Below are 26,988 nucleotides of genomic sequence, written 5' to 3' on the forward strand. Positions count from 1 at the left end.
TAGCTGGCGAGCCGGACTCGGGGCGGGGTTACTGACGCTCCCCCGTGAAGGCTTCGGATCTCCAACGCGTGATGTACGGCAGCCAGCTGACTGGAACGGATGAGTAGTGGCAAAGCACAATGGCGGACTCGAACTTACGTGGACCGACAAGGACAAGGCCATTCTGTCCACGGGAGATGGGCAGTACGACTACACCTTCGTTGAGACGTCCGATTACCGAGTCTCAGAGATTCGACTGCTGCATTTCGTTGATCGCGTCGAGGCGCCGACTCCTGGCGATAGGCCGGACGGGTTGCCGGAGCCCACCGACGACAACTTGCTCATTACGGGTGACGCGATGCACGTACTAGATGCGCTCAACAAGATTCCCGAGTACGCGGAGAAGTACGTCAATAAAGTGAAGCTTGTATACGTCGACCCGCCGTTCAACACGGGCAAGACCTTCGATAACTACGAAGACAATATCAAGCACTCAATCTGGCTCACATTGCTGCGAGATCGCCTCCGACAGATCAAGCCCCTTCTGGCCGCGGACGCGTCGATATGGGTGCACCTCGACGACGCCGAGGTGCACCGTTGTCGGGCCGTCATGGACGAAGAACTTGGTCCAGAGAATTTTGTTGGGACGGTCATTTGGGGCAAGGCCGACACGAGTCGGAACGATGCCAAGCAGTTCTCGACGGACCAGGACTACCTCCTCGTCTACTCGAGGTCGGAGAATTGGCGTCCCAACAGGCTCCCCCGTCGAGCCGCTCAGGATGCGATCTACAGCAGCCCTGATGGTGACCCACACCCTTGGCTGCCCAAACCCGGTCACGCCCCGGGAGCGAAGACCCACCAGGGCATGGTGTACGCGGTCCAGTCGCCGTTCACCGGAGAGCTTCTCTACCCGCCCCCCAGTGGGTGTTGGCGTCTGGGAGAGGAGCGGATGTGGGCCGCACTAAACGAGTGGGCCCCCTATAAGCGCGTCCTTCTCGACGACGCCGAAGACCGTGCGAGAATCTGCGATCTACCGATCGGTGATATGCGAGACGTCGAAGCCATGTTGCTTGATGTGGAGCCTGACGAGGCTCAGCTCATGGCGACTGAGAAGCAGGACGGCGTCCTCCCCGAGGTCTACTTCATAAATGAGGGCACACTGATTCAGGTCAAGGGCTACAAGCCCGAAGGGCTAGTCCCCAGAACCTTCTGGCCGTTTAATGTAGTTGGTTCGAACCGAAACTCCAAAGCCGAGACTAAGCGGCTTTTTCCCGGCATTAATCCTTTCAACACTCCCAAGCCGGAGCGCCTGATTCAACGAGTGATTCACCTCGCGACTGACCCCGGCGACATCGTCCTGGATTGCTTCGCCGGCTCCGGCACCACCGCCGCCGTCGCACACAAGATGGGTCGACGCTGGATAACGAGCGAACTACTCCCCTCGACGGTCAATACCTACACCAAGCCCCGCCTCGTCAAGTTGGTTAACGGGGGCGACCCAGGAGGTGTGACGGTCGTGAAGGAGCGTGTCGCAGCCGCTGGAGTATCGCTTCCGCCAGGTGTCGAACCGGAAGACGCCCAGAAGTTCCAGAAGGTGCTCCGGAAGGTGCTCCGAACAGCAGACGAGCCCTTGGAGGACGAGCCGCTCGACGAGGACGAGCCCGCGGACGTGGACGACCTCGATCTGGTCGAAGATGAGCCTGACCAGCCGGTCGAGCCGCCTTCCCCGCTCACGATCTCGCTTGATAGGGAGCTCCAGAAGGTTCTCCGCGCGGCGAAGAAGTTTGGCGACAGTCCGCTAGACGAGGCAGAGACCAAGGTGCTCACAGCCCTTCTACGCAAGGTCGCCGCGGCTGAACTGACAGCGCTGGACATCACGAAGACTGTTCGCTCGGCCATCCTGCAGCGCACGGCGACCGCAGACCGCAAGACGACAATGTGGCACGGCGGCGGTGGCTTTGCCCACCTCGAGGTCGGTCCCTCCATGTTCGAGGAGATCGACGGGGTCATCGTCCTAGCGGACTGGGCTACGCGGGGCGAACTTGCGAAGGCGATGTGCGCGCAATTGGAGGTCCGTTACGAGCCGAACGGAATCTTTGCTGCGCACAAGGGGAGCGTCCGCTACGTCGTCATCGACGGCCTCGTAGGAGGGGGCACTGTGGCCTCAATACTGGACCAAGTGCCTTCAGGTGAAGTCGTGCAGGTATGGGCGACGCAGTACGACGACGAGGCTGTCACGAAGCTTCGGCGCGAGCGTCCTGGCTCCCGACTGGAGGCGATCCCCGACTCGGTCCTCGACTCGTACCGACATAAGGCCGCAAAGGGTTCACCGTTCAAGAGGCGCCGGGTTGCTGAATTGAGCGCCATCGACGGGAATGCCGAGGAGGCGTGATGCCGGACCTGAATGTCGACAGCAATCTCGTGGCTGAGGTTCGTCACCGACTCACCCTCCGCGACCCAAATGCACTCGCTCTTGAGTCAGTCGTGAACGTTATCTCGCAGCACTACGACGTAGAGGGCGGCGAGAGCCCTCTTGAGATGATCGTTGATTCCGCCACCGGCGTGGGGAAGACCTACATCATGGCTGGGATCATGGAGTATCTGGCCGGCGCCGCCGACCCCGCCCGGAATTTTCTGTTACTGGCTCCCGGACGGACCATCCGAGACAAGTCCGTCAACAACTTCACCCCGGGGCACGCGAAGTCGATTACGCAATTGTTGCGGTCGGATCCGTACGTCGTGACAAAGGACAACTTTTCGAGTCCCGCCACGCTTGCCGTGATGCGCGATCCCGGCCGTACGAAGTTGTATATCTTCACCGTACAGGCGTTGACTTCCGCCACCGGCGACGGCAGGGCGACGCACGAGTATCAGGAAACACTCGGCGGATCCTTCTACGAGTTCTTGGCGAATCTCGACGACCTCGTGATCCTCGCCGACGAGCACCACTGCTACCGCGGGGCCGCCTTCTCACGCACTATCCGCAACCTCACCCCAGAGGTCGTCGTAGGTGTAACCGCGACCCCCGACCGGGCCGACGAGGGCATCGTGATCTACCGGTATCCGCTTTCGGCTGCGATCGAGGACAAGTACGTTAAAACCCCTGTGCTCGTAGCGCGCCAGGATGACCGCCACGACGATCGCACAAAGTTGCTCGATGGCGTGACGCTTCTCAAAGCTAAGGCGCGGGTTGCCCACGCTCACTGCGTGGAGAACGATCTGCCGTTGGTCAACCCCGTGATGCTGGTGATCGCGGAGGGCATTGAGCGGGCCGAGGAGTTCCGCGACATGATCGACTCGCAGTCATTTGACGGCGGCCAGTGGATCGGAACGACGCTTCTTGTCCACTCCGAACTGAGTGGTGACGCAAAGGAGGACGCCCTCGCAGCGCTGGACGCGGTCGAGGACCCAAACTCACCGGTCCGCATCATCCTGGCCGTCGGCATGCTCAAAGAGGGCTGGGACGTCAAGAACGTCTATGTCATCGCGTCCATGCGTCCGTCCGTCTCCGACGTACTCACCGAGCAGACGCTCGGGCGCGGAATGAGGCTCCCGTTCGGGTCGTACACCTACGACGAGATGCTCGATACGGTCGAGGTCTTGGCACACGAGCGCTACGAGGACCTGCTGCGGCGTCGCGAATCACTCAACAGGGCCTTCGTCGATCACCGGGTCTACTTCGCTGCCCGGCAGACAGGCGACGGCCGCACGGTCGCGCGTAGGCAAACCGATGAGGCGCCACTCACGTTCGCCGACCCGCACGAACGGGAGACCACCGAGCCCTCGGCGAGCACCGAGTCCACGGGGGACGCCGAGACGTCGGAGGACAACACCGGCGCCGAACGCGACTCTCCGGCCGCCACGGTCCAGTCGTTCGAGGAGCGCGTGCGGCAGGCGGAGGAGCGGGCTAACGAGGCAGCCAACGAGACGCGTGAGCACAGTCCACTCGTTGAGCGGGCACCCATTCAAATCCCGTATGTGGAACGAGTCCCGCAGCCCCGTGCCGTTTCCCTCAATCAGGTGCACGACTTGACGCCGTTCACGCAACTTGGCGCCACGCTGACTCAGGAGGGGGGCAGCACGCTTCGCCGGACGCTTCTCGAAGCCGAGCAGGGCCGGATCGTGACGAGACGTGCTGAAGGCGACGTCGAAGCCATGTCCTTCGACCTACCGCTGGAGGAGTTGCGGCGCAATCTTGTTGAGCGGGTTATGCAGGTCCGAGGCGTTGAGCGCAGGTCCGGGGAGGTTGCAGCCGCAAAGTCCATCGTGCAGACGGTCGTCGACGCGATGGGAGTGTCAGCAGAGGGGAACCTATCCGCGTACTTCGACCGCGCCGCGCGTCGCCTGCAGGACGAGATCGCCAACCAGTTGCGGCGGTATTCGGCCGCGGACGTTACGTTTTCCGATGAGGTACGCGTGGCGAACCTCGACAAAATTCGCAAGGTTCAGCGCTTCCACGAGCAAAGCCACGAGGGCACGTTCCGACGCGGGGTCGCCTTCAACGGGTGGATGAGGAACCTCTACGAGTTCGCGTGGTTTGACTCCTCCCCCGAGTTCAAGGCGGCCCGAGCGGTCGACGACGATCAGAACGTGATCGTGTGGGCCCGCCTGCACCGTGGCGACATCCCGATCATGTGGACCATCGAAGGACGGGAGTACAACCCTGACCTCGTGGTCATCGAGGAGATCGACGACCAGAGGACCTGCTGGCTGGTCGAGACCAAGATGAACCGCGAGATGACTTCCGCCGAGGTGGTCGCCAAGCGGCGCGCCGCCCTGACGTGGGCCAACACGGTTAACAATTCGGGTCAGGCCGACGGCAAGTGGCGGTACCTCCTGCTGTCTGAGGATGACGTCGACGACGCAGCCGGCTCGTGGGGTCACATGAAGGGATTCGGCCGGTAGAGGCCTACCGCCGCCGACCGCGCGGCTTGCCGCCGTTCTCCTCTCGGAGCCGTCGCAGCGTCTTCCCTGACGGTTCGTGCGTCCAATACGCCCAGCCATCGATCTGCGTCCCCACTAGATCTCTCAACGCCGGCGAGGGCTCGCGGTAGTGCCCAAGGTCAGTTCGGATACACCCGTGCTCATCTACCTGGCCAGCCAAGCTCCGACCCTTTCGAACCTGACGATGCACCAGTCCATCTCCCGGCTTCACGGCCCCTGCCGCAACAAGGAACTGGAGAGCTCCCGGTAGCGGCGTCGGCGGGCTCGGAGGCACTGCAGCTGCAGGGCGGGTGCTGTCGGCCGCCGCGCCATTGCCGGAGACATGCAGCTCGTCCGTCAAGACAAGGCGCCGAAGAACGTCGTTTGGAGTCTCGAAGCCGACCGCGTGCTGGGCGAGCCTCTCGTACACCTGCTCATCAATTTCCACTCGGCGCATGGCTACTTTCCTCTCTTTCACTTTGGATACTGAGAGACTGACAGAATCCAAAGAGAGAGTCAAGCTTGGTCCCCCACACCGCGGGTGGGGGCCAGTGACTGCACATTGCGGAGAGAATCGAAGCCCGTCGGCTAACGTACGTGCGCGTCGACGGATGAGGTCGACATGTCGACTTAGCGCCAGAAGCCGAACAGGAGCTCGGCGACGATCTGGCGGGGCGTTCCGGCCGCCGGCGTTGGTGACCGCATGGCGCAGGCTGTCCCGGGGGCTTGTCGTTGACGTCGGCGCGGCGTCGTCCCTTCGTGCGATAGACCGGAGCGAAGACGGTGTCTGCAGCCAGCGTCCAATGCAGCGGCCGGGGCCAGCGAGCGGACAGGTTGGCGTATTAGGCGTGGCGCAACCGACCTCCACGTGCGCCAAGTCGTGGAGCCGCGCGGCACTGAACTGGGCGTTTCACTCGTACAGCGCCCGGTCCCGATCGGGGCCGGTGGCGGCAAGGTAGACGGCGAATCGCGGGCTGCTCAGCCAGACCTCCACCCAGGGACCCGGCTGGTGGGAGGGCCCTTGGCGGCCCGCGCCCTCGCGGTGCGCCGTTGGCTTCTGCGCTGATCATCGAGGGGAGGCGTCGAGGGAGGCAGTGTAGCGGCCTTCGGCTGGCCAGTCCTGGTGCCGGCCGGTGCGGCAGGTGCTCTCCCCGAGCCGTTGCGCCATGCGGTCGCAGAACATCGGGAAGGCGTAGCGGTTCCATTCCTCCATCAGCTGGGGACCTACTGCGTTCTCTGATTCCCACCGCAGCACCGCCAGCACGGGCAGTTCCCGGGCGATGTGGGCGTGGTGGGGCCAGCAGACTGGGACCATCTGCGCGGGCCGCCACGCGTACTCGTGGTTGATCCATGCGACGACGTCGTCACACCAGGTCCAGACGGCTGTGCCCAGCTCCCCGGTGCAGGCGGCCGGCTCCCAGGGGCGTTCCAGGTCTGCTACGGCGCTGGCTTGGGCCGCTCCCCCTCGGTCGCCTCGACGCGCGTTCCCCAGAAGTTCAAGCGCATGTAGCACCGCGAGGGGTGGCGGTGGGAACGGCAGGACGATCACCAGGACCGCGTCTCCGACTGCGGTGCGGCCAGCGGGTCGGCCCGGACAACGTGCCGGCTCGGGCCGAGCCGGTGGTCGCGGGCGTAGGCCAGCGCGGCAACCGTGCGCTGCTCGACGTCGTCGGCGTCGGGGCGGGCACGGCGGACGCGCGCGCGGGCGGCGTCAAGCTCGGCCCCGAGCTGCTGACCGTCCTTGCCGTCCAGGCAGCGTCGCAACCGGGCGATGATCGGCGGCGCCGTGCCTGCGACGACGAGGGCGTGCCGCTCGGGGATGCGACGGATGTCGCCGGGCCGCAGCACCCGCACGTCTTCGCCCGAGCGGGACGTGCCCATGCCGCCGGGCCCGTCGGTGACGGTCCGCCGGCTGATCCGCACATCGTCGAGCAGGTCGGACAGTTCCCGGTAGAAGTGGACGTCCTTGCCGCCGCCGAAGATGACGAGGTTGTTGGTGAGCCCGAACAGCGAGCGGGCCTCGTCCTCGCCGTAGGAGACGACTATCTGTTTCCAGGTCTGGGCGGCGTAGATGAACGACAGACCGAGCGCGCGCTCGTTCGCCATCCGCACCCGCAGGGTCGGCAGCGGCGTGGTGGACGGCAGTTCGTCGAGACATGCCAGGAAGGACGGCGTCAGCCGCCCGTGCGGCGAGGTGGCGGCGACGTGCAGGGCGGTGTCGAGGACGTGTTCGGCGACCGCGGTCATCAGCGGTGCCGCCGAGGCGTAGGGGTCCTCCCGGCCGAGTAGGTACACCGTTCCCTGCCGGGCGATCAGGTCGGCCAGATCGGTCGTCGGCCGCCCGCGCGAAGGCACGCAGCGAGCCCTGATGCTCGGCTGGAAGAACAGCGCCATCGCCTGCTGGACCGTGGTCACCGTGTTGCCGACGGTGTCCGGGCTGCCGTGTAGGGCGCCGATCAGCAGCCCGTCCCAGAACCGGGCTGCGTGGGGATGCTGCTGCAGGATCTCGGCGGGCTGCTCGGCGGCGACCGGGTTGGCAACCCATTCCAGGACGTTCTCCAGGCTGCGGCCGGTGAGTGCCGCCGCGTGCAGGAATCCCTGCAGAACCTTGGCTGTCTCCGCGGCGTAGAACCGGGCGGCGTTGTCCTGCCGGCCTCCAGTGACCGCGCCGGCGACGGTGCCGGCAGCGAACGCCCTGGCTCGTCGCTCGGCGATCCGAGGATCGACGCAGCCGGCGACCGGATCCCACACCAGCTCCGGCAGCCCAGGTGCGGCGCCGAAAGGATCGAGGACCGCGACCGGGCGCGGCGGCTCGTCGGGGCGCGAAGGCCGCTGCCGCCGCCCGGCGGTCAGCAGCAGGTCGTCGACCTTGGTCAAGGTCGCCAGCCCGGCACCGCGGTGGGCCAGTAGGGCGGGAGCCAGCAGGTCGAGGGTCTTGCCGGACCCCTGCTCGCCGTAGACGCCGGTAGTGCGGTCGTACCGGCACCACAGTTCCACCCCGTGCGGCTGGACGGAGCGGCCCAGCCGCCAGCCGACGTCGGTCGGATCGAACCCTGATTTGAGCATCCGATGCCCCTTTCAGCGCGCCCGGCTGGGCCCGGGCCGCTGGGCACGCGCCGCCTGCAGCTGCTGGTGGGCCTGCTGAATGGCCACGCCGAGCGCGACCGGTGTCTGCGGGTCGTCCAGCAGCGCCCGATTCGCGGCCCAGGCCCGGCGCGGGAAGCCGGCCGTCGTGCGGGCGTCCGGACCGGCTGCCCGGTCGGCGACGGCGAGGGAGAGCAGTAGGGCGTTGTGCAGAGCGCCGGCAACCGGTTGCAGGTCGGTGGCGTTGACGCGAACCAGCCCGCCAGGCTGATATCCACGCAGGTAGGCGGCCACCCGCTCGTCCCGCGGCGGTACGTCGCGGGCGTAGGCGATCAGGGATCCGGTGTCGGCCCACGATCGGACGGTGCGGTAAAGCAGCTGCGTGGCAAGAGTGGGCAGGTGCTGGGCCGCGGACGTGACCGATGCGCGCAGGGACGCCGTCCAGGTGGCCGGGTCAGACTCGGCAGAGCGGAGGACGGCATGGAGCCGACCCGCTGCGGTCACGCCGGATGGTGTGTGCTCGTGGAAGCGGCGGCTACCGTCGTCGTAGGGACGCAGAGCTGCTCGGACGGCGCGCCAGGCGTCGGCCGCCGTCGTCCGACCTGTGGGTGGTGCGTCGGCCGAGCCGAGGCGCTCCGCAGCGGAGCTGAGTGTCTGGGCGGCGATCGTGTAGGCCAGAACCTCGGTGACCGACGGCGGATCACTGGCTCGGGCGGTGGCCTGAAGAAGGACGCCGATGGCGTCGGGGACCACGCGTGCGGGGTCGACGGACGCATTGACCGCGGGGCCTGGAACGGGGCGGTCGAGGATGGCGACGTCGGCGCGGGTCGGCGGTTGCAGCGCGGCTGTCTGCTGGACCAGGGCCGCCTGACGCTCGACCTCGGCGTGCCACTGCTTCGCCGGACCGGCAGGTAGGCGGTGGGCGACCACCTCGGCCAGCGGCGTCACCGTCTCGGCCACGGCGGTGGCGGCGGCCCACCGGCTGGTCACGGTGGTGTGGTCGTACAGGACCCCGACGGTGTCGGCCGCGGCGGCCGCCAACCGGGTCAACGCCGACTCGGTGGCTGGCGCGCGAACGCCGATCTCTGTACAGGCGGCAGCCAGGGCGGCGACCTGCTGTTCGCGGCGATCGCCGGCGAAAGGGGATACGCCGTCGCGGCGCAGGTGAGCCAACGCCCGACCCAGGTGGCCCAACGCAGTGCCTGCATCGGCGCGCGCGGCCGCGCTGTCGTCCGTGGTCCGCGCTGTGTCGGCGAGGGCGTCGAGCAGCTGCCCGAGCGAGGTGGCCATCAGCGTGGCGCACGTAGCGCTCGGTGGCCGTGCTGTGCAGCGGCGAGGACGTCGGGGTGCGCGAAGTCGTCAGCGGGCAGGTTGCCGAGGATGCGCAGCGCCTGCTCGACGAGCCGGTCAGGGTCGGTGGCGTCGGCCGTCGCGGGCACTGGGCCACTGGGCGCACGCAGGGCGGTGGCGGCGGCGAGGCAGTGCAGCTGCGCTGTCGGCCCCGCCTGGTCGTTGCGGGAAGCGGCGGCGAACAGTGCCGCCGCCTCGGCCCGGGCGGCCAGCAGATCGCAGTTCAGGCCGTCGTCGGTCGAGCTCATCGAGGTTCTCCTTCAAAGGGCGGACGGGTGATGCCTGGATCGACGGTGGTGGGGAGGTCGATCGGGAAGCGGTGCTGTGGACGGATCTGTGGATACGACCGCGGATCGCGTCGCCGCCTGTGGAATGAGGCGATGGAGGCGTCCTCGGCAGCCTTTGGACGGGTAGCGGTCCGGGCGGATGACCGCTCGCCCGGCGCGGAGCTGGCGCAACCCGAGGGCTTGCTCGGCCTCCCTGTGGGTGGCCATGCCGCCGCGGGCGTCGCCGGGACGCCGGTGGCGGGCGAGCAGGACTGCGGTGATGACCGCGGCGGTAAGCAGGACGAGCTCGGCCGCGGCAACACACGCATACACCGGTACGGGCCCGGCGACCCGACCCAGCTGATCCGGTGACAGGCCGCGGCCGGGATCGCCGTTCAGTAGCCCGCCGAGGACGTCGGTGATCGTCTCGGTGCCCTGCGGCCACACCCAGCCACCGCCCCACAACGCCGAGGCGAGCCCGAGACCGACCAGGGCCGCCAGCGCGACAGCGATCAGGGCGCCACCGGCCGCGGCGACGGCCAGTTCCCATCCCCGGGCGATCGGCTGCGGATCGCGACGCCGGAACGGCGCGGTCACGCGCCGGCCCTGGGCCGGTGGTGGATGCCCACGTCCTGGCTCCCCTCTCTGCCGGTCACCCGGCGGTGGCACTGGCGTGCAGGTTGACGCCCTGGTCGGCCAGCCAGGGCACGGGGTCGACGGATGCGCCGTCCAGGCGGACCTCGAAGTGCAGGTGGACGCCGGTGCTGTTGCCGGTAGACCCCTGGAAACCGAGCAGCGACCCGGCGCCTACGCGCTGGCCGGTGGTAACGGTGTAGGCCGACAGGTGCGCGTAGCGGGTGGTCACCTCGCCGCCGTGGTCGAGTTCGACGAGGTTGCCGTAGCCGGCCAGGCTCAGGCTTCCGTCGCGGTCGCAGTAGGCGCTGGTGCACGCCGCGATGACCACGCTGCCGTCGGCGGCGGCGTAGACAGGGGTGTTCCGGGGGCCGGCGATGTCGACACCGGCGTGCAGGGCGCCCCAGCGGGACCCGTAGCCGGAGGTGACGGTGCCGGCGGTAGGCCGTATCCACGACCCGGCTGGGACCGGTAGCCCCGGGCAGACGCCGGCCGCCGCACCGCTCGCGTCGGCCTGGGCGGCCGGCCACAGCATGGCGGTCAGCTCGCGGGCGAGCGGCTCCCAGGGGGCGTAGGCGGATCCGGCTGCCGAGATCTGCACGGCTTGGGCTGCGTCAGTGAGCGGGATCGTCTGCCAGTTCGGGACCTCGACCAGTCGGCGGTAGAAGGCCTCGGCGGCGTAGACCGGGTCCATCAGCTGAGCGACGGTGCCCCATCCGGCGATCCAGCGCTGCTGGAAGGTGTTGACGCTGTCGTAGTCGGAGCCGAGCCCGTCGTAGGGGTAGGTCAGGCTGGTCGCGGTCACCGCGGCCTGCTCCGCGGTCAGCTTCGGGCTGCTGCCGTCGTTGGCCAGCATCCGGATCCGGGACTCCTGGTAGGCGGTGGCCAGCGCCACGGTGGCCGCGTAGGGGTCGAGCCCTTGTGCTGCGGCGACGGTGACGATGGTCTGCGCGTGACCCATCTGGACGGCGTCCAGTCCGATGCCGGCGACAGTGGTGCCGGTGCCGCCGATCGAGCAGCCCGACGACGCCAGCGACGTCGACGCCTCCGGAGCGGCGAGAACCGCGAGAGGGATCAGCAGCAGGGTGAGTACCCCGAACACTGGGACGGCGACGGAAGCGGCGGCCTTCCACAGCCATCGCTTCGCGTACGCCCGAGCCAATCCCTCGGCCGTCCCGGTCATGCCGGACGTCCCATCTCGGGGTCCTTGAGCTCCAGGGGGATCGCGGTGAGGGCCTCGTTGGTGTCGGTCAGGGCCAGCTCGGGCTCGGTGAGGACCGTCTGCACCTTGAACGCCCGGTCGCCCACCAGCCACAGGGCGCGGCCCTTACCGGCGATCGCCCAGCCCGTGACCACCCGTTGGGCGATCGGGGTCAGCCCGAGCATGGTGGCGAGCTCCTCGGCGACGGCTTGGTCCTGGCCGTGCAGGACCTTGACGTCGCACAGGTGCAGCAGGTCCCGGGCGATGGCCACCGCCTGGGAGGAGGCGTCGCCGGCGGTGAGCATGTCCGAGGGCTTGTGCGCGAGCAGGATCTGCACGTCAGCGTCGCGGCGGGACAGCCGCAGGTTGGCGTCCAGGCTCTTCATCGCGTCGACACCGAGCCGCATCTGCCGCCAGGTCTCGTCGCGGATGACGATCCGCAGGTCACCCAACTCGGCGATCTCCCGCATGGCCTGGCCCCACGAGTTCAGGCAGGTCAGCGCGATGCCGACGGCCTGGTCACCAAGCGGCTCGAGGCGGGACAGCGACAGGGATTGGATGGGCGCCCGCCAGTCGACGGCGATGGTGGTGTGGTCGTCGAACAGCCCGGCCAACGAGCCCTTGACCAGGGCCCCCACAGCGTCGCGGAGGGTGCGGGTGGCGTCGAGGAAGTGCCGCCGGTCGGCGTACCGGCAGCAGGTGACGAGCTCGTCGGTGGGTTCGTCCAGGACTCGCCACAGCTGTGGGATGGTGGGCTCGGTCAGCCGGGTAGCTCCGCTGCGGTAGCCGGTGAGCAGTCGCAGCGCCTCGCCGACCGCGGTCTCCTCCACCGGGCCGAAGGGCACGTTCTGGGAACCGACCAGGCCACGGATCAACACGAGCCAGCGGGCGAACATGATTGCCTCGCGGCGGCGGGCCTCGGCGGCGGCGAGCCGGTCCCAGCCGTGGCCGAGCGGGCCGAAGGCCAGCGGATTGACCCGGGCGGACAGTCCGTGGCCGATGACGAACGGCTCCACGCCCAGCGCGCGGCACAGCGGTTCGTACTCGTCCTTGGTGTCGCCCAGGATCAGCGTGCGATAGCCGTAGGCGAGCATGCGCAGCGCGAAAGCCTTGACGGTGGCGGACTTGCCGCGGCCAGGCTTGCCGAAGACCACGACGTTCGGGTTGGTGACCGGGATGGCATCGTCGGTGACCCAGCCGACCGGATCGCAGTAGAACGCCCCGCCCGACAGCAGGTCGATGCCCATCTGCGCACCGGTGGGCGGCAGACCGCTGGTGGCGATCAGCGGCCACACCACGGGCGTCTGCTCCGACGTCATCCGCCATACCGACAGCGGCGCAAGCGCCACTGCGCGACCCCGGCCGCGGCCGCGCGGTCCGCGGCGGGGCACCAGCGCGGTGAACGGGCCGCGCTCCCGTTCCGCCGTCTCGACGGCGGGGACGCCAGGGAGCCTGTGGCCGAAGTCGTCGAGCAGGACGGCGACGTCCCGGCCCCGGCGGGAGCTGCGGCGGTTCATCGTCGTCCCCTGCGGTCGGGCAGCCCGACGCCGAGGGGAATGGCGGCGGCGGCGAAGCCGGAGTCCTGCGCCAGGTCCAGCCGCAACGGCACAAAGCCAGCGGCACGGATGGAGGCGGCGAGCCGGCGGCCGTGCTCGTCCACCGGCCAGGTGGCAGGGACGGTGACGCAGACGGCGACGGCGGGGCGGACGAGCGCGCGGCCGGCGGCCAGCTTCTCGTCGGCGGCACCGATCCGCTCGGTGTCCCGTCGCTGCCGGGCCCGCTGCCGGAAGCCCATGCGGGCGCGCAGCTCGTTGCCGGTGGTCGCGCTCATCTCTTCCCGGCCGACCAGCCGGGTGGCCCGGTCCAGCGGCAGCGGGGCGAGGAACACCGTCAGGCAGCGCCGCTCCCCCGCGGTCGTCGGGACCAGCACCGGGGCCAGTGCGCCGAGCACCGCCCCGGAGTCGGGCAGCAGGATCGTGTCGGTGACCGACGCCCACGCGTCGTGCACGTAGTGCCGCATCTCTGCGCGGGCGTGGGTTGGTCCGGCGGCGCCCATCGGCACCCCGGTCGCCAGCTGGGCGCCGTTGGCGGCGGCCAGCCCGGCGGCGATTAGTTGGCCACGGTCGCCGGGGGCGAAGCCGGTGCGCACCGCGGCAGCGAGTGCAGCCGAGTCCAGCCAGGTGACGGCGGTGCAGCCGACCGGGCCACGTAAGGCACTCTCGACCTCGGCCATCACCCCGTGCAGCACGCGCGCGCGGCCGTCCACCCCACCGCCGGACTCCTTCGCAGCCCGACCCATCCGGCCCTCGCCGACGACGACGGTCACGAAGGCCTCGGTGCGCACCGCCGCCGGGGTGAGGGTGGCGCCCAACAGTGCGTTCACCCGGGCGGCCAGGGGCGCGGCGTCGGAACGGGTGTGGGCTCGTTCCCAAGCGGCGCGCTCGGCACCGTCGTCGGGAACGGTGCGCACCTGCAGGGCGAGGACGTCGATCAGTTCGGTGCGCGCGGCGATCTCGCACAGCTCGGCCAAGCCGGCGCCCATCCTGTCCCGCTCGGCCGGCTCAGCGAGGCCGATGCCGGGGTGGTCGATCCGCGCCACGGCCGCCCAAGTGCGCGCCGCGGAGTTCTGCACGATCACGGGGCGGGTGAACAGCGGCCCGTAGGGCGGTCCGTCATGAGTGCGGATGCCGGCGAGCACCCCTGGCAGGTCCGCCTCGGACAGGTCCTCGGCCGTCCCTGAGGCGGCTCGTGCGCCGAACACCGTCCAGCCCATCGCTCCTCCGATCGCGTGCAGGCACAGGTCGGCGAACCAGCGGCCCGCGGCGCGACCCCGGAGGGGGACCAACAGCACGGCGGCTAGTAGCGCCCACACCGGCAGCCAGATGGCGAGCAGCGCCCAGGCCTGCGCGTTCAGGGCCAATAGCGCCGGTACGCCCGCGAGGGTGACGAGGGCCAGTTGGGCGCCGGTCATCCCGAGGAACCAGCCTGAGACGTCGCGGGAGTAGTCCCCGTATCGGACGGCGTTCATCGGGTGTCGTCCTGGTTGGGACCGATCGGGTCGCCGCTCTCACCAGGCCGGCCAGGCGCCATGCCGTCGAGGCGCTCGGCGGGCCAGGCCGCAGAAGGCCCGCCTCCAGGGTCCTGGGCGTGCCCGATCTCGGTCGTCCTCGCCGGGGCAGGCTGCTGGGGTCCGCCGTCGTCGGGACGGCGCCCTCGGCCGTGCCCGCCTCCGGTCGCCGTCCCTCCGGCGGAGCCGTTGCCGCGCGCCGGTACCCGGGCGGGCAGCGGCTGCCCGTAGTAGGGGTGGGTGTGCCCGACTCCGGCGCCCGACAGTACGTCCGACGCCGAGCCCGCCACGCCGGCCGCCAGCCGCCCCGCCTGTGAGGTGCCGACGCTCAGCGCGCGCAGCGCTCCGGCGAACCGGCCGCTGGTGGCCGCGTCCGCGGTCGACTCCCCCTGCGCCCGGTCCCCGGCCATTCGGACAGCCGCCCCTGAGGCCGCCACCCCGCCGGATGCGGCACCCGCCGCCGCGGTGGCCATGGCCGCTCGCCCGCCACCAGCCTTCTGCAGCGCCCCCATGACTCCGCCGGAGGCGGCCAGCGACGAGCGCAACGCCGCCCCACTCGACGTGCCGGGGTCGACGAAGGCCAGCAGCCGGAACAGCGCCAGCGGACAGATGGCTCCCAGCAGGATCAATAAGCAGCCAACCACCGCCATGCCGATCGCGGCCTCGGTGCTCGTTTCCTCGGCTCCGGTGATGATGCCCTCGGTGATGGTCACTCCGACGCCGAGGACGAGCACGGCGACCGGGGCAACCAGCAGCGCGGCGAGAAACCAGCGGAGGCTCCGCCAGAACCAGCTGCTCGACGTCTGCGCGAGAAGTCCGCCGGCCGAGATCGCTGAGGTCGCGGCCAGCACGATGAGCGCCGCCTCGCGAACCAGCATCAGCAGCAGGTAGCCCACGCTGGCCGGCACCAGCAGGAAGATCGAGCTGACCCCCAGCACGGTGGCGACCGTGCCATCCACCAGGTCGCGGCTCACGCTGATCGAGGGCTCGAAGGCGGCCATGGTGTCGATGTCGAGCAGGCTGCGCAGCAGGGCGGTGGTCAGTCCGGAGACGCCGGTGACCAGCAGCGCCGCCACGCCGATGTAGCCGGCCCAGACCAGTCCGAACTGCAGCAGCCCGATCAGCAGCCGGCCCAGGGTCTGTCCGTCCCGGCGCACCGCTGCGACGCTCAGTTGCACCATGGCCATCAGCGCAGCCACGGTCGCGCCGATGCCGAAGGTCACCGGATACACGGCGGCCAGCGGCCCTCCGGCGGACAGGTCCGGGGTGGCCAGGGCGTCGATCACCGAGAAGGCCAGTCCCAGCAGCCACAGCCCGGCCTCCCACAGCGACAACATGGCGCTGACCCACACGTCGGCGACCACCGCGCCGGCTGCCTCGCCGATCACGCAGAACGGGTTGATCGGCAGGCACGGCAGCGAGCCGTCGTCCGCCGCCGGAGCTGAGGGGAACGCCACGACCGTCGAGTCGGCCGAGGCCGGAACCGCGGTTGCCAGCCAGCCCATCACCGCCAGCATCAGGGCGACGATCAGCATCCGCGGGCGCGGCAACCGGCCGCACTGGGCGAGCTGCGGCCTATACATGGCGCAGATCCCGCCAGCCGGCCGCGATCGCCGCCTCGGTGCCCGGCCAGACCGAGGGCGCCGGCGCCGGCTCCGCTCCCGGACCGATTACCCACCGGTCCCCCACCCAGGCCATGCGCTGGCAGTCGGCGATCGCGATCCGGGAGGTCTGCTCCACGGTGACGGTGAACTCGAAGTTGACGCACACCACTGCGAACTCGTCGCCCACCGTGCCCTTGATCAGCCCCATCACCGGGCGGACGACGATCGCCAGCTGCGGCGACCCGGCCGCCGAGAGCCCCGCTGCAGACAACAAACTCGCCATGCCGTCCACCCCGGACCACGTCTCCGGGGTCGGCCCGCCCGGCGCGGCCCACTCGGTGATCACCCGCCGCACGCCGTCCATCGAGCCGCTCTGCATCGCCGTCACGTCGATCGCCGCCAGCTGCGCCAGCGAACCCTCGGGCGTTCGCGAAAAGCCGGTGGGCACGTCCGCCGGGCCCACGCCGGTAGCGCGCGGCAACTCGAGAACGCCCGCAGCCTGACTCGACACCGCGCCGGGCAGCGCGTCATCCGGGTCGGCGGTCGGCATCGGCGCGGCGGCCAGCGCATCGTGCCGCGACATGCCCGAGGGGGAAGCCGCAGCCTGTCGTGCGGCATCCCTCTCATCCGGCTCCTCGATAAGCCCTCCGACAACTGCCAAGACCAGGCCGGCCAGCACCGCCAGCGCCACCACCGCGCTGACTACGAGCGCCGCAAGGAGACGGGCCGGGCTCCACTCCGGCGTACCGCTCCGCCGCACGTCGGGACGGCGGCGCATCAGGTGCACCCACTGCCGGTGATCGATCCGAGGATGACCAGGATGACCGTGTAGGTGATGGCCACCATCACGACCACCGCGACGCCCATCGCCCCATACCGGGAGGCATGCGGATGGGAGAACATCCGGCCCACCAGGACCGAGCCCAGCGACACGACGGCGGCGATCCCGATCAGCGCCAGCACGCCCCACTTCACCCACGCCGTCACCTGATCGGCGAAGGGCTGCACTCCCGGCGGGGCCTCCGGGCAGACCGCCGCGGTCAGCTCCACCGGCGCCGCGGTAGCAGGCCACGCGGCCAGCATGACCAGGGCCACGGCGACGAACGCGACGGTCGAGGCCGCTCGTACCATCTCGGGTGCGGTTCTACGCGGGGCCGTCACCGGGCCTCCCCCGCCACGCCCGGCTGGGACGATGCCGCCCGGCGCTGATGACGAGGTTGCGACACGGCCGGCATCAACAGTTCGACCAGCGACCGGCCCGCATCCGTCACCGCCTTGGGCAACCGGTCACCAGTCAGACCGGCAATCTGCAGTCGTCGGTCGACCGGAACTCGGAGCACCCGGCCCCGCGACCGCAACTCGCGAAGCTGCGGACCGAGGTTGGCCGTCACCGCCACGGGCCAGCGCGCCGGTCCCACGACGGCGACCACCGCCGGCTGCTCGGCCAGCTGGCTCAGCACGTGCTCGGTCAGCCGCACCCCGGGCACGGTCGGCCGGCAGACGACGACTGTGCGCGTGCGGTCGGCGGCCAGTCGGGCCAGGTCTTCCGAAGCAGCCAGCCCGAGATCGAGGACGGTGACCGCCGATTCCTCGCTGATCGGGAGGACCGGCCAGCCCCCCGGCTCCACGTCCGCGACGCGGCGATCGATCGTGACGCGGTCGCGGGAGCCGCGTCGCCAGGCGCCGGCGGCGTCGGTGCCCAGCTCCGCCGACGCCGCGGCCATCAGCCCCGACCGGTGGGGATGCGCAGTCTCCACCAGGTGCACCCGCCGGTAGGTGGCCGCAGCGGCGTCGCTGATGGCCAGGGCCACCGTGGAGGCGCCGGCACCCGCGTGTGACGCTACGACCGTGATCCAGTCGGCCGCCAGCGCGTCGATGTCACCCCTGCGCGGGACAGCTGCGGGTTCGCTGTCACCCCTGCTCGCGTCTCGCTGCAGCGCCCTGTCGCCGCTGCCAGCCCACCGCTCGCGGTGCGCGTCGTCTCGAACAGGGGGCGCCGTGCTGTCCCCGTCTGGCCTTGTTCGGCGCGGGGATAGAACTGGTGCACCCGCCGGTACAGGGTCCTCGGACACGGAGGGCTCGTGGAGACGCGTCAGCGTGGCTGGCCTGCTCGCGGCAGGTCGCGGACGACGGGCACGCAGCTCGCGGAAGGCCTGCTGGATCTCCGCAACCGACAGCAGTCGCTCGTCGGGGTCGACGTCGCCGTTGTTGGCCACATCGCCCGTCACGGCACCCGCTTCATCGACGTCCTGGAGCAGGGGGCTCACGCCACGGCCGCCAGGTACTGGGGAGCCACGCGGCGCAAGGCGGTCAGGGTGCGGTTCCGCCGGCGGTACAGCGTGCGCGTCGTGATGCCGTGTCCGGCGGCGACCTTCTGGTCGGCACGCCGGCGTTGACGGTCGCGGCTGCACTCAGTGGCGATGAGCAGTGCGACGTCCTCGGCGTCGACCCCTGAGCGCACCGCCCACTGCAGCAGGTCGACGACGTCGAGGTCCTCCCCCTCCTGGCGGGCGTTGGCAGATGCAATCCGAGTGATGTCGCCCGTGGCGGTCAGGACCTCCACCCAGTCGGGGTGGTAGCGGCTGCCGGGGCGCAGCTCGGCGAGCACCGCACGCCGGGTCTCGGCGCGCAGGTTCGCCGCGATCGCCCGAGGTCGGCGTCGCCATGGGTAGCGGCGGATCTGGCAGGCGAGCTCGCCGACGACCACGGCGAGGATGTCGGGGTTCAGGTCTGCAAGCTCCCTGGCCATCGTCCGCACCAGCCCGCTGAGCAAGTGAAGCGTCAGCAGCAGCGCGTCGTCGTCGCGGCCACCGTCTACAGCGGCCAGCCGGACGAGCGCGGCGAGCACGACGTCACGGCGATCCTCCGCGCCGCCCTCGGTCCAGACGGCCAGCACGTCATGGACGCTGCATAGCCCGGCCAGGTCTGGCTCGGTGGCTGCCCAGCGGACGAGGATGGCCTCGTCGTCCAGGCGTGCGGCGAGCGCCGGCCAGCTGCCGACGATGGTGGCGTCTTGGAACATGTGCGGGTCCTCCGGCATCGGTGTGATGCCGTCGACGCTCCGCAGAGACGTTCAACGAGCCGTCACCCCTCGACAGGGGTGACAGACGGCGGTCACGTCATCGCGCGGCCAGCGCTGTCCCGCTATTGCGTCTGGGGACACTCGGCGTCCCGCGACGAGGGGGTGACGGAGCGAGCAACGAGGGGTGACGTACCGGGGTGCGACGACGAAGGCGGCCTGATCGGCTTGCAGCACCTGGCGCCCGCGTGCTCTGAAAGCCGATGGGCCACCGGCACCGAGCACGGTCCAGGGTGTGCCCGGTGCCGCACTCAGCTGCCGTCTCACCGGCTCAGCGATTCCGCCAACTCGTCGCCGATCAGCTCGAGGGTCCGCATCTTGTCGTTGGGATGTGGTTGCTTGGGCGACGGGTGCGCGTTGGACGGCGGCCGCGCTACAGCGGCAACGCCGAAAACGTCGAGGAGATGGGAGGCCGGGCGGTGACGGGGTTGTCCTACGAGGAGATCGTCAGCCGTCGCCGGCACCCGGCGTGGCGCCTGCTGCAGGCCGATCACGCACCCCTGGTCCTAGGCTTCCTCATCGCCTGCTTCCTCGAGCCGAACCGCCGCGAGCTGCAGGCAACCGAGGTAAGCGCAGCCCTGGAGGACTACCTCACCGCCATCCGCGACGAGGCGCACCCGTACCCGCGCTCGGCCGAGGCGTACCTCAAGGAGTGGGCTGACCCGTCGGTCGGCTGGTTGCGCGGTTCGTACCCCACCGGCTCCGACGAGCTGCACTACGCCCCGACAGCCGCGGTGGAGGTCGCCGTCGGGCTCTGTCGCGAGCTCGGACCCCGCGAGTTCGTGGGCACTAGCAGCCGGCTGCTGACGATCCGCGACCTGCTCCGGCAGATCGCCGTCGGCTCCAGCGAGGACCCGCAGGAACGCATCGACGCGCTGCGTCGGCAGCGCGCCGACGTCGACGACCAGCTCGCCAAGATCCTGTCTGGTGAGGACACCCGCATGGACGCCACCGCCGTCCGCGAGCGCTATCAGCAGATCGTCGCGACCGGTCAGGAGCTGCTGGCTGATCTGCGCGCCGTCGAGGACAACTTCCGGACCCTGGACCGGCAGGTCCGCGCGCAGGCGGTGACCTGGGACGGGCCACGCGGGAAGTTCCTCGAAGCGGTGTTCGGCTCGACTGCGCAGATCGGTGACTCCGATCAGGGCCGAAGCTGGACGGCCTTCTGGGAGCTCATGCTGTCCACCTCCCAACAGGACGAGCTCGAGCAGCTGCTCAAGGCTGTCGGGGAGCTCAATGCCCTGCGTGGCCGCACCGGCCAGGTCGAGCGCGTCCTGCGCACTGACCTGTTCGACGCCGCGACCGCCACGATGGACACCGTCCGCGCACTCTCTGGGCAGCTGCGCCGCTTCCTCGACGACGCGGAGTGGGCCGAGTCGCGGCGCATCCACACCCTGCTGCGGCAGGCGCTCGCCGCCGCGCTCGAGCTCCGCGACAACGACAACCGCAAGGTCAAGTTCGAGCTGCCCGACCTGCGCGCCGACATCAGCATGCCGGTCGAACGGCCGCTCCGGACCCCGTACACCCCGGCGACGCTGGACGCGCCCGAGCTCGACGCCGAGACAGCCCCGGTCGACCTGACCGCGCTCATGTCGGTGCAGCACGTCGACACCGAGCGGCTCCGCAACTGCGTCCGCGCGACCGTCGCCGAGCAGGGCGGGGTCACGAGCCTCGGCGACATCGTCGCCGCGCACCCTCTGACTCTCGGACTGGCCGAGCTGGTCGGCTACCTGCAGATCAGCGCCAGCGAGGGCGGCACCGCCACCACCGACACGCAGCGGATCGGCTGGGCCGACGACGCCGGCGTGCACCGCATCGCCGAACTCCCGCTGGTCATCTTCACCTCCGCGGCGACCGCAGCCACGGGCAGCGCAAGGGGAACCGCATGAGCACTCGCGCCGCCGAGCTCGGCGTCTCGACCGCCGCCGCGAAGCTGCTACTCGGCCCGGTGTACGAAGACGAGAGCAGCCGTGTTTGGTCGGCGCTGCTGGACAACGAGGCGGCCGTGCGCGAGTACGTCGCGGTGCTCGGCCTTCGTCTGGTGCTCGATAACGTCGAGCGGTACGCCTTCCTGCGCCGCAGCGACGACGCCGATGAGGCCATCCCGCCACTGATGCGCAAGCACGTGCTCAGCCACCACGTCACCGTGCTGCTGGTCGTGCTGCGCGAGCGCCTGGCCGCGGCCGACGCTGAGTCCGACACCCCACGAGCGATCGTCACGCAGGCCGACTTGGTCGAGCAGTTGCGGCTGTACTACCCGGACGGCACGCTCGAGGACCGGATCGTCGCCGACATCGGCCGGGCCGAAAACCTCGGGTACCTGCGCAAGCTCAAGGGCCCGCAGCCGACCTACGAGATCCGGCGGATCCTGAAGTCCGTCGTCACGGCCGAGTGGCTCGCTGAGTACCGCGACCGGCTGCTGACTGGTGACGACCCCGACGCCGTCCTGGACGAGCCCGTCGACCTCCCCGACGCAGACGAGCCGCGCGCTGAGACCCGCGCCGACGGTCCCGCGGACATCCCCTCAAGGATGCCTGCCGACGTGCCTACCGAACCGGTCGCGCCGACCGGGCGACTGAATGTGCCGGAACAGGCACCGCCATCTGCCGGCACCGACCAAGCTGGTCCGTCCACCGTTGAACAGACCCTGTTCGACCCCCCTGCTACAGGCAGCAGCACCCAGGAGAGCGCGTGACGACCGCAACCGGCCTTGACGAGCAGGACACGCCGCCGCCGCTAACGCTGCTCACCCCGGATGACCTTGCAGCACCGAACGCTAGGCCGAACACGTCCGCGACCGACACCGACCTGCCCCGGCATCCTGCGGTGCCGAAGTCGGAGCAGGACGTTGCACCGGAGACTCCACCGACTCTGCAGGCGCCCGTTGCCGACGGCGTCCGGCTCGACACGCTGCAGGTCTACAACTGGGGCACCTACCACAGCAAGGTCTACACGCTCGGTCTGCAGGGCGGCAACGGCCTGCTGACCGGGGACGTCGGCAGCGGCAAGTCCACCCTCGTCGATGCCATGACCGCGCTGCTTGCCCCGGCCAATCGGATCGTGTTCAACGCCGCCGCTGGCGCCGACCGTGACGAGCGCTCGCTGACTTCCTATGCCCTCGGCCAGTACGGCAAGATCGAGGACGAGAGCACCAGCAGCTCCCGGGCGCAGTACCTGCGCACCCGCGCCGGCACGCTCTCGGCGATCGTCGCCACGTTCGCCAGCCCGACCGGGCCGATCAGCGGCGGGCTCGTCCTGACCTTCAACGACCGCACCTCCGCGCCGCAGCGCATGTACTTGGTCGCCGACCGGGCTGTCGAGATCGAGACCGGCCTGCTCGGCCACGCCGACATCAAGGTCCTCAAAGCGTCGCTGCGTGCCAGCGGCATCGAGCTGTTTGACAGCTTCGAGCGTTACCAGGGCGCGCTCTGCCGCAAGCTCGGGCTCAGCCCCGCCGGTCTGGCGCTGTTCGCCACCACCGTATCGATGAAGCAGGTCGGCAACCTGACTGATTTTGTCCGCTCGCACATGCTCGACGCTCCCGACGTCGGCCGGGTCATCGACACGATGCTCAGCCACTACGGCGACCTGACCCGCGCCCACGACCTCGTCGTAGACGTACGCAAGCAGCTTGAGGTCCTCGACGAGGTCGAGCGGTACAGCCGCCGCTACGACGACAGTGGCGCCCGGATCAGCGCGACCGAGCAAGCCGCCCGAGCCGTCCCGGCACACGTCGACCGGCTGCGCGCCACGCTGCTGCAGTCCGCGATCAGCGAGGCCGAGGCCGATCTGCCTGCGCTGGCCTCGCAGATCGACCGCATCGGGCAGGACATCGCCCTCGACCGCGAGCGTGAGGTCGCGCTCAACGTCGCGCTCAACGAGGCCGACGGCGGCAAGGTCGAAGCGGCCCGGCTCGGGCTCGTCGAGGCCCGCAAACAGGCCGAGCAGGTCGCCGCCAGCCACGCGAAAGTGCTCGAGTGGGCGGCTGCGGCTGAAGTCCGCCCACCCGCCGGGCCGGAGGAGTTCCCCGCCTTCCGCGGCGCGCTGGACCGCGCCCGCCAGCGCACCACAGAGGAGCAGGCCGCGCAGGACGATGCGTTCTTCGCCGCGCGAACGCTGGTCAACGAGCTGGCGGGCCAACTCAAGGCGACCGAAGATGAGCTGCGCGACGCCGGCACCCGAGACACCAACATCCCCACCGACGCCGTGCGGCTGCGCGACCTGATGTGCACAGAGCTGGGCTTGCCGGCCGGCGCGCTGCCGTACGCCGGTGAGCTGCTCAGCGTCGCCGTAGATCACAGGGCCGACTGGGAGCCCGCCGCCGAAAGACTGCTGCGGCCGCTGGCGTTGTCGCTGCTGGTGCCCGACCAGCACTATCGAGCCGTCGCAGCTTGGGTCGACAGCCACCACCTCCGCAGCCGCCTCGTCTACCAAGCCGTCCGCGGCCGGCTCGAACCGGTCATCGCCCGCGGCGACTCGATGGCTGCCAAGATCGAGATCAGGACGGGCACCGTCGTCAGCGACTGGTTGGCCGCCGAGGTCGCCCGCCGGTTCCGGCACGTGTGCGTCGACGACGCCACCGCACTGGCTACGCACGAGACAGCAGTGACCCGAGCCGGGCAGATCAAGGGCGGCAGCCGGCACGAGAAGGACGACCGGCACAAGCTCGACGACCGCAGCCGCTACGTGCTCGGCTGGGACAACCGCGCCCGACGCGCCGCCCTTGCCCAGCAGGTCGAGCAGTTGCGTGAGCAGGTGGCCGACGCCGTCGCCGAGTGGGACCTGGTCAAGAAGGCCGGCTTCGCGCTAAAGGACCGCACCGACGCGGTCACCCTGCTGTGGCAGACCTGCACCGACCCGGCCAGCGTGGACCTCGCCGGCGCACACGAGCGGGTCAAGCAGTCCAAGCAGCACTACGACACGCTCGTCAACGACCCGACGATCGCCAAGATCATGGCCGAGCTCACGCAGGTACAGGCCCGGCTGAAGGAGGCCGACGATCGGCGCACCGAGCTGACCCTGCGCAGCGGCCAGGTAAGCGGGCGGATGGAGGAGTGCCGCCGCCAACTCGACAAGCTCGACGTGGTCGACGTGGAGCTCGAGCGCACCCCCACCGAGCTGTTGGCCGCCGCGCTCGCCGAGGCCGGCGACGAGCCGGAGGAGGTCGATGACTGCGGGCACTGGCAGAACGCGATCCTGGCAGGGCTGGAGCGCGTACGTGCCCTGGCGACGCAGAACCGCGCGCGTGCCGGGCAGTACCTGGTCGCCGAGCAGCAGAGGTTCGCAGCAGGCTGGCCCCAGCTGTGCGAGGAGATCGACACACGGAGCACTGAAGTACGCAACGAGCTGATGGAGCTGCAGCGCCGGCTCAAGACCGACGACCTGCCGCGCTTTGAGGCCGACTTCCGCACCCACCTGGAGAAGCAGGCAATCAACGAGATCGCCGCGTTCCACCGCGGGCTGGTCAATGAGTCGAAGAAGATCGCGGGGCGTCTCGAGACGATTAACGCGGCGCTGGCACGGACGAACTTCGGCCCCGACACCTACATCGTCCTCGAAGCCAAGCCGACCACCAGCCCTCAGGTCCTAGACTTCCGGGCCGATCTGCGCTCGATCACCGAAGGTGCGGTCGACGACGATGAGGAGAGCGTCTACTCGGAGGCTCGTTTCCTGCGGGTGCGTGACCTCCTCGACCGCTTCGTCGGCCGACCCGAGTCGGTAGTCGCGGACAGGGCATGGGCCGCGCGGGTCACCGACGTGCGGCAGTGGTTCACCTTCGCTGCCTCCGAACGGACGCGCGAGGACGACATCCAGGTCGAGTACTACACCGACTCTGACGGCAAGTCCGGCGGACAGAAGGAGAAGCTCGCCTACACCATCCTGGCAGCGAGCCTGGCCTACCAGTACGGCTTGGCCGACGGTCGCGTGGACGCCTTCCGCTTCGTGATGATCGACGAGGCGTTCACCAAGGGTTCCGACGACGCCGGGCGGTTCGGCATGGACCTGTTCACCCGGCTCGGCCTGCAGATGCTCGTCATCACGCCGCTGCAGAAGATCTGGACAATCGAGCCATACGTGTCCGCGGTCGGCTTCGCGCACGCGGTCGGCCGCCGCTCAGAGATGATCACGATGACGGTGGAGGAGTACCGGACCCGGAGGGCCGCGCACGCCTACGGACCGCTTGCGCAGCCGGCCGCCGTCGACGATGGCAGCGGCATCGCCGCCAGCTCCGGCTCCGATGCGCGCCCTGACCGCGGCCGGGCGGTCGACGTGATCCTCACTCCGCATGTCCTGCGGGAGATCTCCGACGCTGGCTTGCCGCAGCAGCCGGAATGAGCAAGCCCATAACAGCGAGCTGGGGGACCGCTGCGGCGGTCAAGGCAGCCGCCCAAACCGCATGGGACGCCGGCCATGTGCTGCGCGAGCTGCACCAGAGCCCGCAGGAGCGCACCCACTTCCCGCGCCGGGTGCGGCTGAGCGGACCGAAGTCCGCTGACGTCGCCCAGCACCTCTTCGAGGTGAGCACGTGGGCGCGGGGGCTGCGAACCGCTGCGTCGACGCAAGGCTGGCGGCTGGAGACCCGCACGATGAGCGCCGGCGCGCTTGGCCGGCAGACCGTCCCGGTGTACGCCTGGCTCGACACACCGCCAATAGCGCTCGGCGTCCTCGGTCGGGCGGCCGCGACGCAGGCCGACACGTTCGCCCGATGCCTGCAGCAGGCTGAGGGAAGCCCGTCCGCGAACGAGGTCGCGCTGGCGCGTCCGCACTCCGTGGTCGCGGCCGCCGCCGACTGGCCGCTGCTGCTGGCGATCGTCGACTGGGTGGCCAAGCATCCGCGCCCGGGCGTGCACATCCGCCAGGTTCCGGTCGGCGGGGTGCACACCAAGCTCGTCGCCCAGCACGAGGCGCTTCTGTCCAGGCTGCTTGACGCCCGGCTGCCGGACACGGCGATCGACCCGGACGCTGGCACGTTCACCGGCCGGTTCGGCTTCACCGCCCCGGACCGGCACGTGCTGCTCGCCGGCCGGTGGGAGGTTCTCGGGCTGCCCCGTTCGACCGACCGCGACCAGGCGGGCCCGTCGACCGCGGTGGCGTTCTGGCCGCTGACCGCGCTGCAGGCGCTCGACCCGCCAGCGGTCGGGATCGACACGCTGCTCGTGACTGAGAACAAGCTGAGCGCTGAGACCGCACCTCACCATCCCGCGCAGCTCGTACTGTGGGGCTCAGGTAACGAGGCCAGTTCGGTGCTGGCGGCTCTGCCCTGGCTGCACAAGGTCCGCGTTCGCTACTGGGGTGACGTCGACACGCACGGACTGGCAATCCTGGGCCGTGTCCGGCAGGTCGCGCCGCACGTCGAGCCGGTCCTGATGGACCTGGCGACGTTGCACGCCCATCAGGAGCACTGGGTCGTCGAGACGACACCGACGCGCAGCGAGCAGCTGCCCGGACTGACCGCTGCTGAAGCCGAGCTGTACCGGCTGCTGCGAGACAACGTGTTCGGCGACCGGGTCCGTCTAGAGCAGGAATTCATCCGCTTCGACCGCGTCGTCACAGCGCTTGCGACTGGACCCCCGCTGTCCCGGCCGGTCCCCGATCGCCCGTGAAGCCGTTGCCGATCTACGGCGCGACGGGCCGTCCTGTCATTCGGACGGCCCGTCGCGAGCTTTGCTTTCTCAGCCAAGCCGGACATGGCAGGACGCGACTCACCGACCAACACGCTCATCTGCCGCGGAGCCCACGTCTGCGGCTGTCCTTGAAGCCGATCCCCAAGGGACGGTGACGTCAGGATCACCGATCCTCAA

Annotated in this window: 18 protein-coding genes; 6 read left to right on the forward strand and 12 right to left on the reverse strand. The window is 69.8% G+C overall.

Annotated elements, in window-relative coordinates; all coding sequences use genetic code 11:
• Positions 1-106: 106 nt before the first annotated feature.
• Positions 107-2,371 (forward strand): site-specific DNA-methyltransferase, encoded by a 2,265-nt coding sequence (locus E4P38_RS00810; RefSeq protein WP_135129818.1) that lies wholly within the window; start codon positions 107-109, stop codon positions 2,369-2,371.
• Complete coding sequence (locus E4P38_RS00815; protein ID WP_135129819.1) at positions 2,371-4,884, forward strand: DEAD/DEAH box helicase family protein; 2,514 nt, start codon at positions 2,371-2,373, stop codon at positions 4,882-4,884. Before E4P38_RS00810 ends, E4P38_RS00815 begins: the two co-directional genes overlap by 1 nt.
• A 1,563-nt stretch (positions 4,885-6,447) precedes the next feature.
• Here E4P38_RS00815 and E4P38_RS00830 read toward each other — a convergent pair.
• The 12 genes from E4P38_RS00830 to E4P38_RS00885 all read right to left on the reverse strand — a co-directional run bounded on the left by E4P38_RS00830 (position 6,448) and on the right by E4P38_RS00885 (position 19,129).
• Positions 6,448-7,968, reverse strand: a complete 1,521-nt coding sequence (locus tag E4P38_RS00830; RefSeq protein ID WP_135129821.1) for a TraG/TraD/VirD4 family protein — start codon at positions 7,966-7,968, stop codon at positions 6,448-6,450.
• Positions 7,969-7,980: 12 nt separating this feature from the next.
• Entirely contained in the window at positions 7,981-9,276 is a 1,296-nt protein-coding gene (locus E4P38_RS00835) for a hypothetical protein (RefSeq protein WP_135129822.1), read from the reverse strand.
• On the reverse strand, positions 9,276-9,584 hold the full coding sequence (locus E4P38_RS00840) for a hypothetical protein (protein ID WP_135129823.1): 309 nt from the start codon (positions 9,582-9,584) through the stop codon (positions 9,276-9,278). The genes E4P38_RS00835 and E4P38_RS00840 overlap by 1 nt, the downstream gene beginning before the upstream one ends.
• Positions 9,585-9,596: 12 nt before the next feature.
• Positions 9,597-10,199, reverse strand: coding sequence for a conjugal transfer protein (locus E4P38_RS00845; RefSeq protein ID WP_209308859.1), 603 nt, complete (start codon positions 10,197-10,199; stop codon positions 9,597-9,599).
• Between the two features lie 55 nt (positions 10,200-10,254).
• Positions 10,255-11,418, reverse strand: a complete 1,164-nt coding sequence (locus E4P38_RS00850; protein ID WP_135129824.1) for a M23 family metallopeptidase — start codon at positions 11,416-11,418, stop codon at positions 10,255-10,257.
• Positions 11,415-12,953 carry an ATP-binding protein gene (locus E4P38_RS00855; protein ID WP_135129825.1) on the reverse strand — a complete coding sequence of 513 codons (1,539 nt, stop codon included), beginning with the start codon at positions 12,951-12,953 and terminating at the stop codon, positions 11,415-11,417. Before E4P38_RS00855 ends, E4P38_RS00850 begins: the two co-directional genes overlap by 4 nt.
• Complete coding sequence (locus E4P38_RS00860; RefSeq protein ID WP_135129826.1) at positions 12,950-14,464, reverse strand: SCO6880 family protein; 1,515 nt, start codon at positions 14,462-14,464, stop codon at positions 12,950-12,952. Before E4P38_RS00860 ends, E4P38_RS00855 begins: the two co-directional genes overlap by 4 nt.
• Positions 14,461-16,086 carry a hypothetical protein gene (locus E4P38_RS00865; RefSeq protein ID WP_135129827.1) on the reverse strand — a complete coding sequence of 542 codons (1,626 nt, stop codon included), beginning with the start codon at positions 16,084-16,086 and terminating at the stop codon, positions 14,461-14,463. The genes E4P38_RS00860 and E4P38_RS00865 overlap by 4 nt, the downstream gene beginning before the upstream one ends.
• Positions 16,079-16,885: a hypothetical protein gene (locus E4P38_RS00870; RefSeq protein ID WP_135129828.1), complete on the reverse strand. Its 807-nt coding sequence runs from the start codon at positions 16,883-16,885 to the stop codon at positions 16,079-16,081. Before E4P38_RS00870 ends, E4P38_RS00865 begins: the two co-directional genes overlap by 8 nt.
• The gene (locus E4P38_RS00875; protein WP_135129829.1) at positions 16,885-17,238 is read right to left on the reverse strand and encodes a hypothetical protein; all 354 of its coding nucleotides are present in this window, start codon (positions 17,236-17,238) and stop codon (positions 16,885-16,887) included. The genes E4P38_RS00870 and E4P38_RS00875 overlap by 1 nt, the downstream gene beginning before the upstream one ends.
• Before the next feature lie 26 nt (positions 17,239-17,264).
• Complete coding sequence (locus tag E4P38_RS00880; protein ID WP_209308860.1) at positions 17,265-17,918, reverse strand: hypothetical protein; 654 nt, start codon at positions 17,916-17,918, stop codon at positions 17,265-17,267.
• Positions 17,919-18,370: 452 nt separating this feature from the next.
• Positions 18,371-19,129: a hypothetical protein gene (locus E4P38_RS00885; protein ID WP_135129830.1), complete on the reverse strand. Its 759-nt coding sequence runs from the start codon at positions 19,127-19,129 to the stop codon at positions 18,371-18,373.
• 476 nt (positions 19,130-19,605) lie between these two features.
• Between E4P38_RS00885 and E4P38_RS00890 the strand changes: the two genes are divergently transcribed.
• The 4 genes from E4P38_RS00890 to E4P38_RS00905 all read left to right on the forward strand — a co-directional run bounded on the left by E4P38_RS00890 (position 19,606) and on the right by E4P38_RS00905 (position 26,790).
• Positions 19,606-21,075: a DUF3375 domain-containing protein gene (locus E4P38_RS00890; RefSeq protein WP_167760383.1), complete on the forward strand. Its 1,470-nt coding sequence runs from the start codon at positions 19,606-19,608 to the stop codon at positions 21,073-21,075.
• Positions 21,072-21,881 (forward strand): DUF4194 domain-containing protein, encoded by an 810-nt coding sequence (locus E4P38_RS00895; protein WP_135129832.1) that lies wholly within the window; start codon positions 21,072-21,074, stop codon positions 21,879-21,881. The genes E4P38_RS00890 and E4P38_RS00895 overlap by 4 nt, the downstream gene beginning before the upstream one ends.
• A 131-nt stretch (positions 21,882-22,012) precedes the next feature.
• Entirely contained in the window at positions 22,013-25,522 is a 3,510-nt protein-coding gene (locus E4P38_RS00900) for an SbcC/MukB-like Walker B domain-containing protein (protein WP_167760384.1), read from the forward strand.
• Complete coding sequence (locus E4P38_RS00905) at positions 25,519-26,790, forward strand: Wadjet anti-phage system protein JetD domain-containing protein (RefSeq protein ID WP_135129834.1); 1,272 nt, start codon at positions 25,519-25,521, stop codon at positions 26,788-26,790. The genes E4P38_RS00900 and E4P38_RS00905 overlap by 4 nt, the downstream gene beginning before the upstream one ends.
• Positions 26,791-26,988 lie beyond the last annotated feature (198 nt).

Origin of the sequence: Blastococcus sp. CT_GayMR16, from assembly GCF_004570875.1 — a bacterium.
Classification (GTDB): domain Bacteria; phylum Actinomycetota; class Actinomycetes; order Mycobacteriales; family Geodermatophilaceae; genus Blastococcus_B.

Coding starts and splice junctions, on each gene's coding strand:
- E4P38_RS00815 (WP_135129819.1), top strand. CDS start 2,371: ATGCCGGACCTGAATGTCGACAGCAATCTCGTGGCTGAGGTTCGTCAC.
- E4P38_RS00830 (WP_135129821.1), bottom strand. CDS start 7,968: ATGCTCAAATCAGGGTTCGATCCGACCGACGTCGGCTGGCGGCTGGGC.
- E4P38_RS00835 (WP_135129822.1), bottom strand. CDS start 9,276: ATGGCCACCTCGCTCGGGCAGCTGCTCGACGCCCTCGCCGACACAGCG.
- E4P38_RS00840 (WP_135129823.1), bottom strand. CDS start 9,584: ATGAGCTCGACCGACGACGGCCTGAACTGCGATCTGCTGGCCGCCCGG.
- E4P38_RS00850 (WP_135129824.1), bottom strand. CDS start 11,418: ATGACCGGGACGGCCGAGGGATTGGCTCGGGCGTACGCGAAGCGATGG.
- E4P38_RS00855 (WP_135129825.1), bottom strand. CDS start 12,953: ATGAACCGCCGCAGCTCCCGCCGGGGCCGGGACGTCGCCGTCCTGCTC.
- E4P38_RS00860 (WP_135129826.1), bottom strand. CDS start 14,464: ATGAACGCCGTCCGATACGGGGACTACTCCCGCGACGTCTCAGGCTGG.
- E4P38_RS00865 (WP_135129827.1), bottom strand. CDS start 16,086: ATGTATAGGCCGCAGCTCGCCCAGTGCGGCCGGTTGCCGCGCCCGCGG.
- E4P38_RS00870 (WP_135129828.1), bottom strand. CDS start 16,885: ATGCGCCGCCGTCCCGACGTGCGGCGGAGCGGTACGCCGGAGTGGAGC.
- E4P38_RS00875 (WP_135129829.1), bottom strand. CDS start 17,238: ATGGTACGAGCGGCCTCGACCGTCGCGTTCGTCGCCGTGGCCCTGGTC.
- E4P38_RS00885 (WP_135129830.1), bottom strand. CDS start 19,129: ATGTTCCAAGACGCCACCATCGTCGGCAGCTGGCCGGCGCTCGCCGCA.
- E4P38_RS00895 (WP_135129832.1), top strand. CDS start 21,072: ATGAGCACTCGCGCCGCCGAGCTCGGCGTCTCGACCGCCGCCGCGAAG.
- E4P38_RS00905 (WP_135129834.1), top strand. CDS start 25,519: ATGAGCAAGCCCATAACAGCGAGCTGGGGGACCGCTGCGGCGGTCAAG.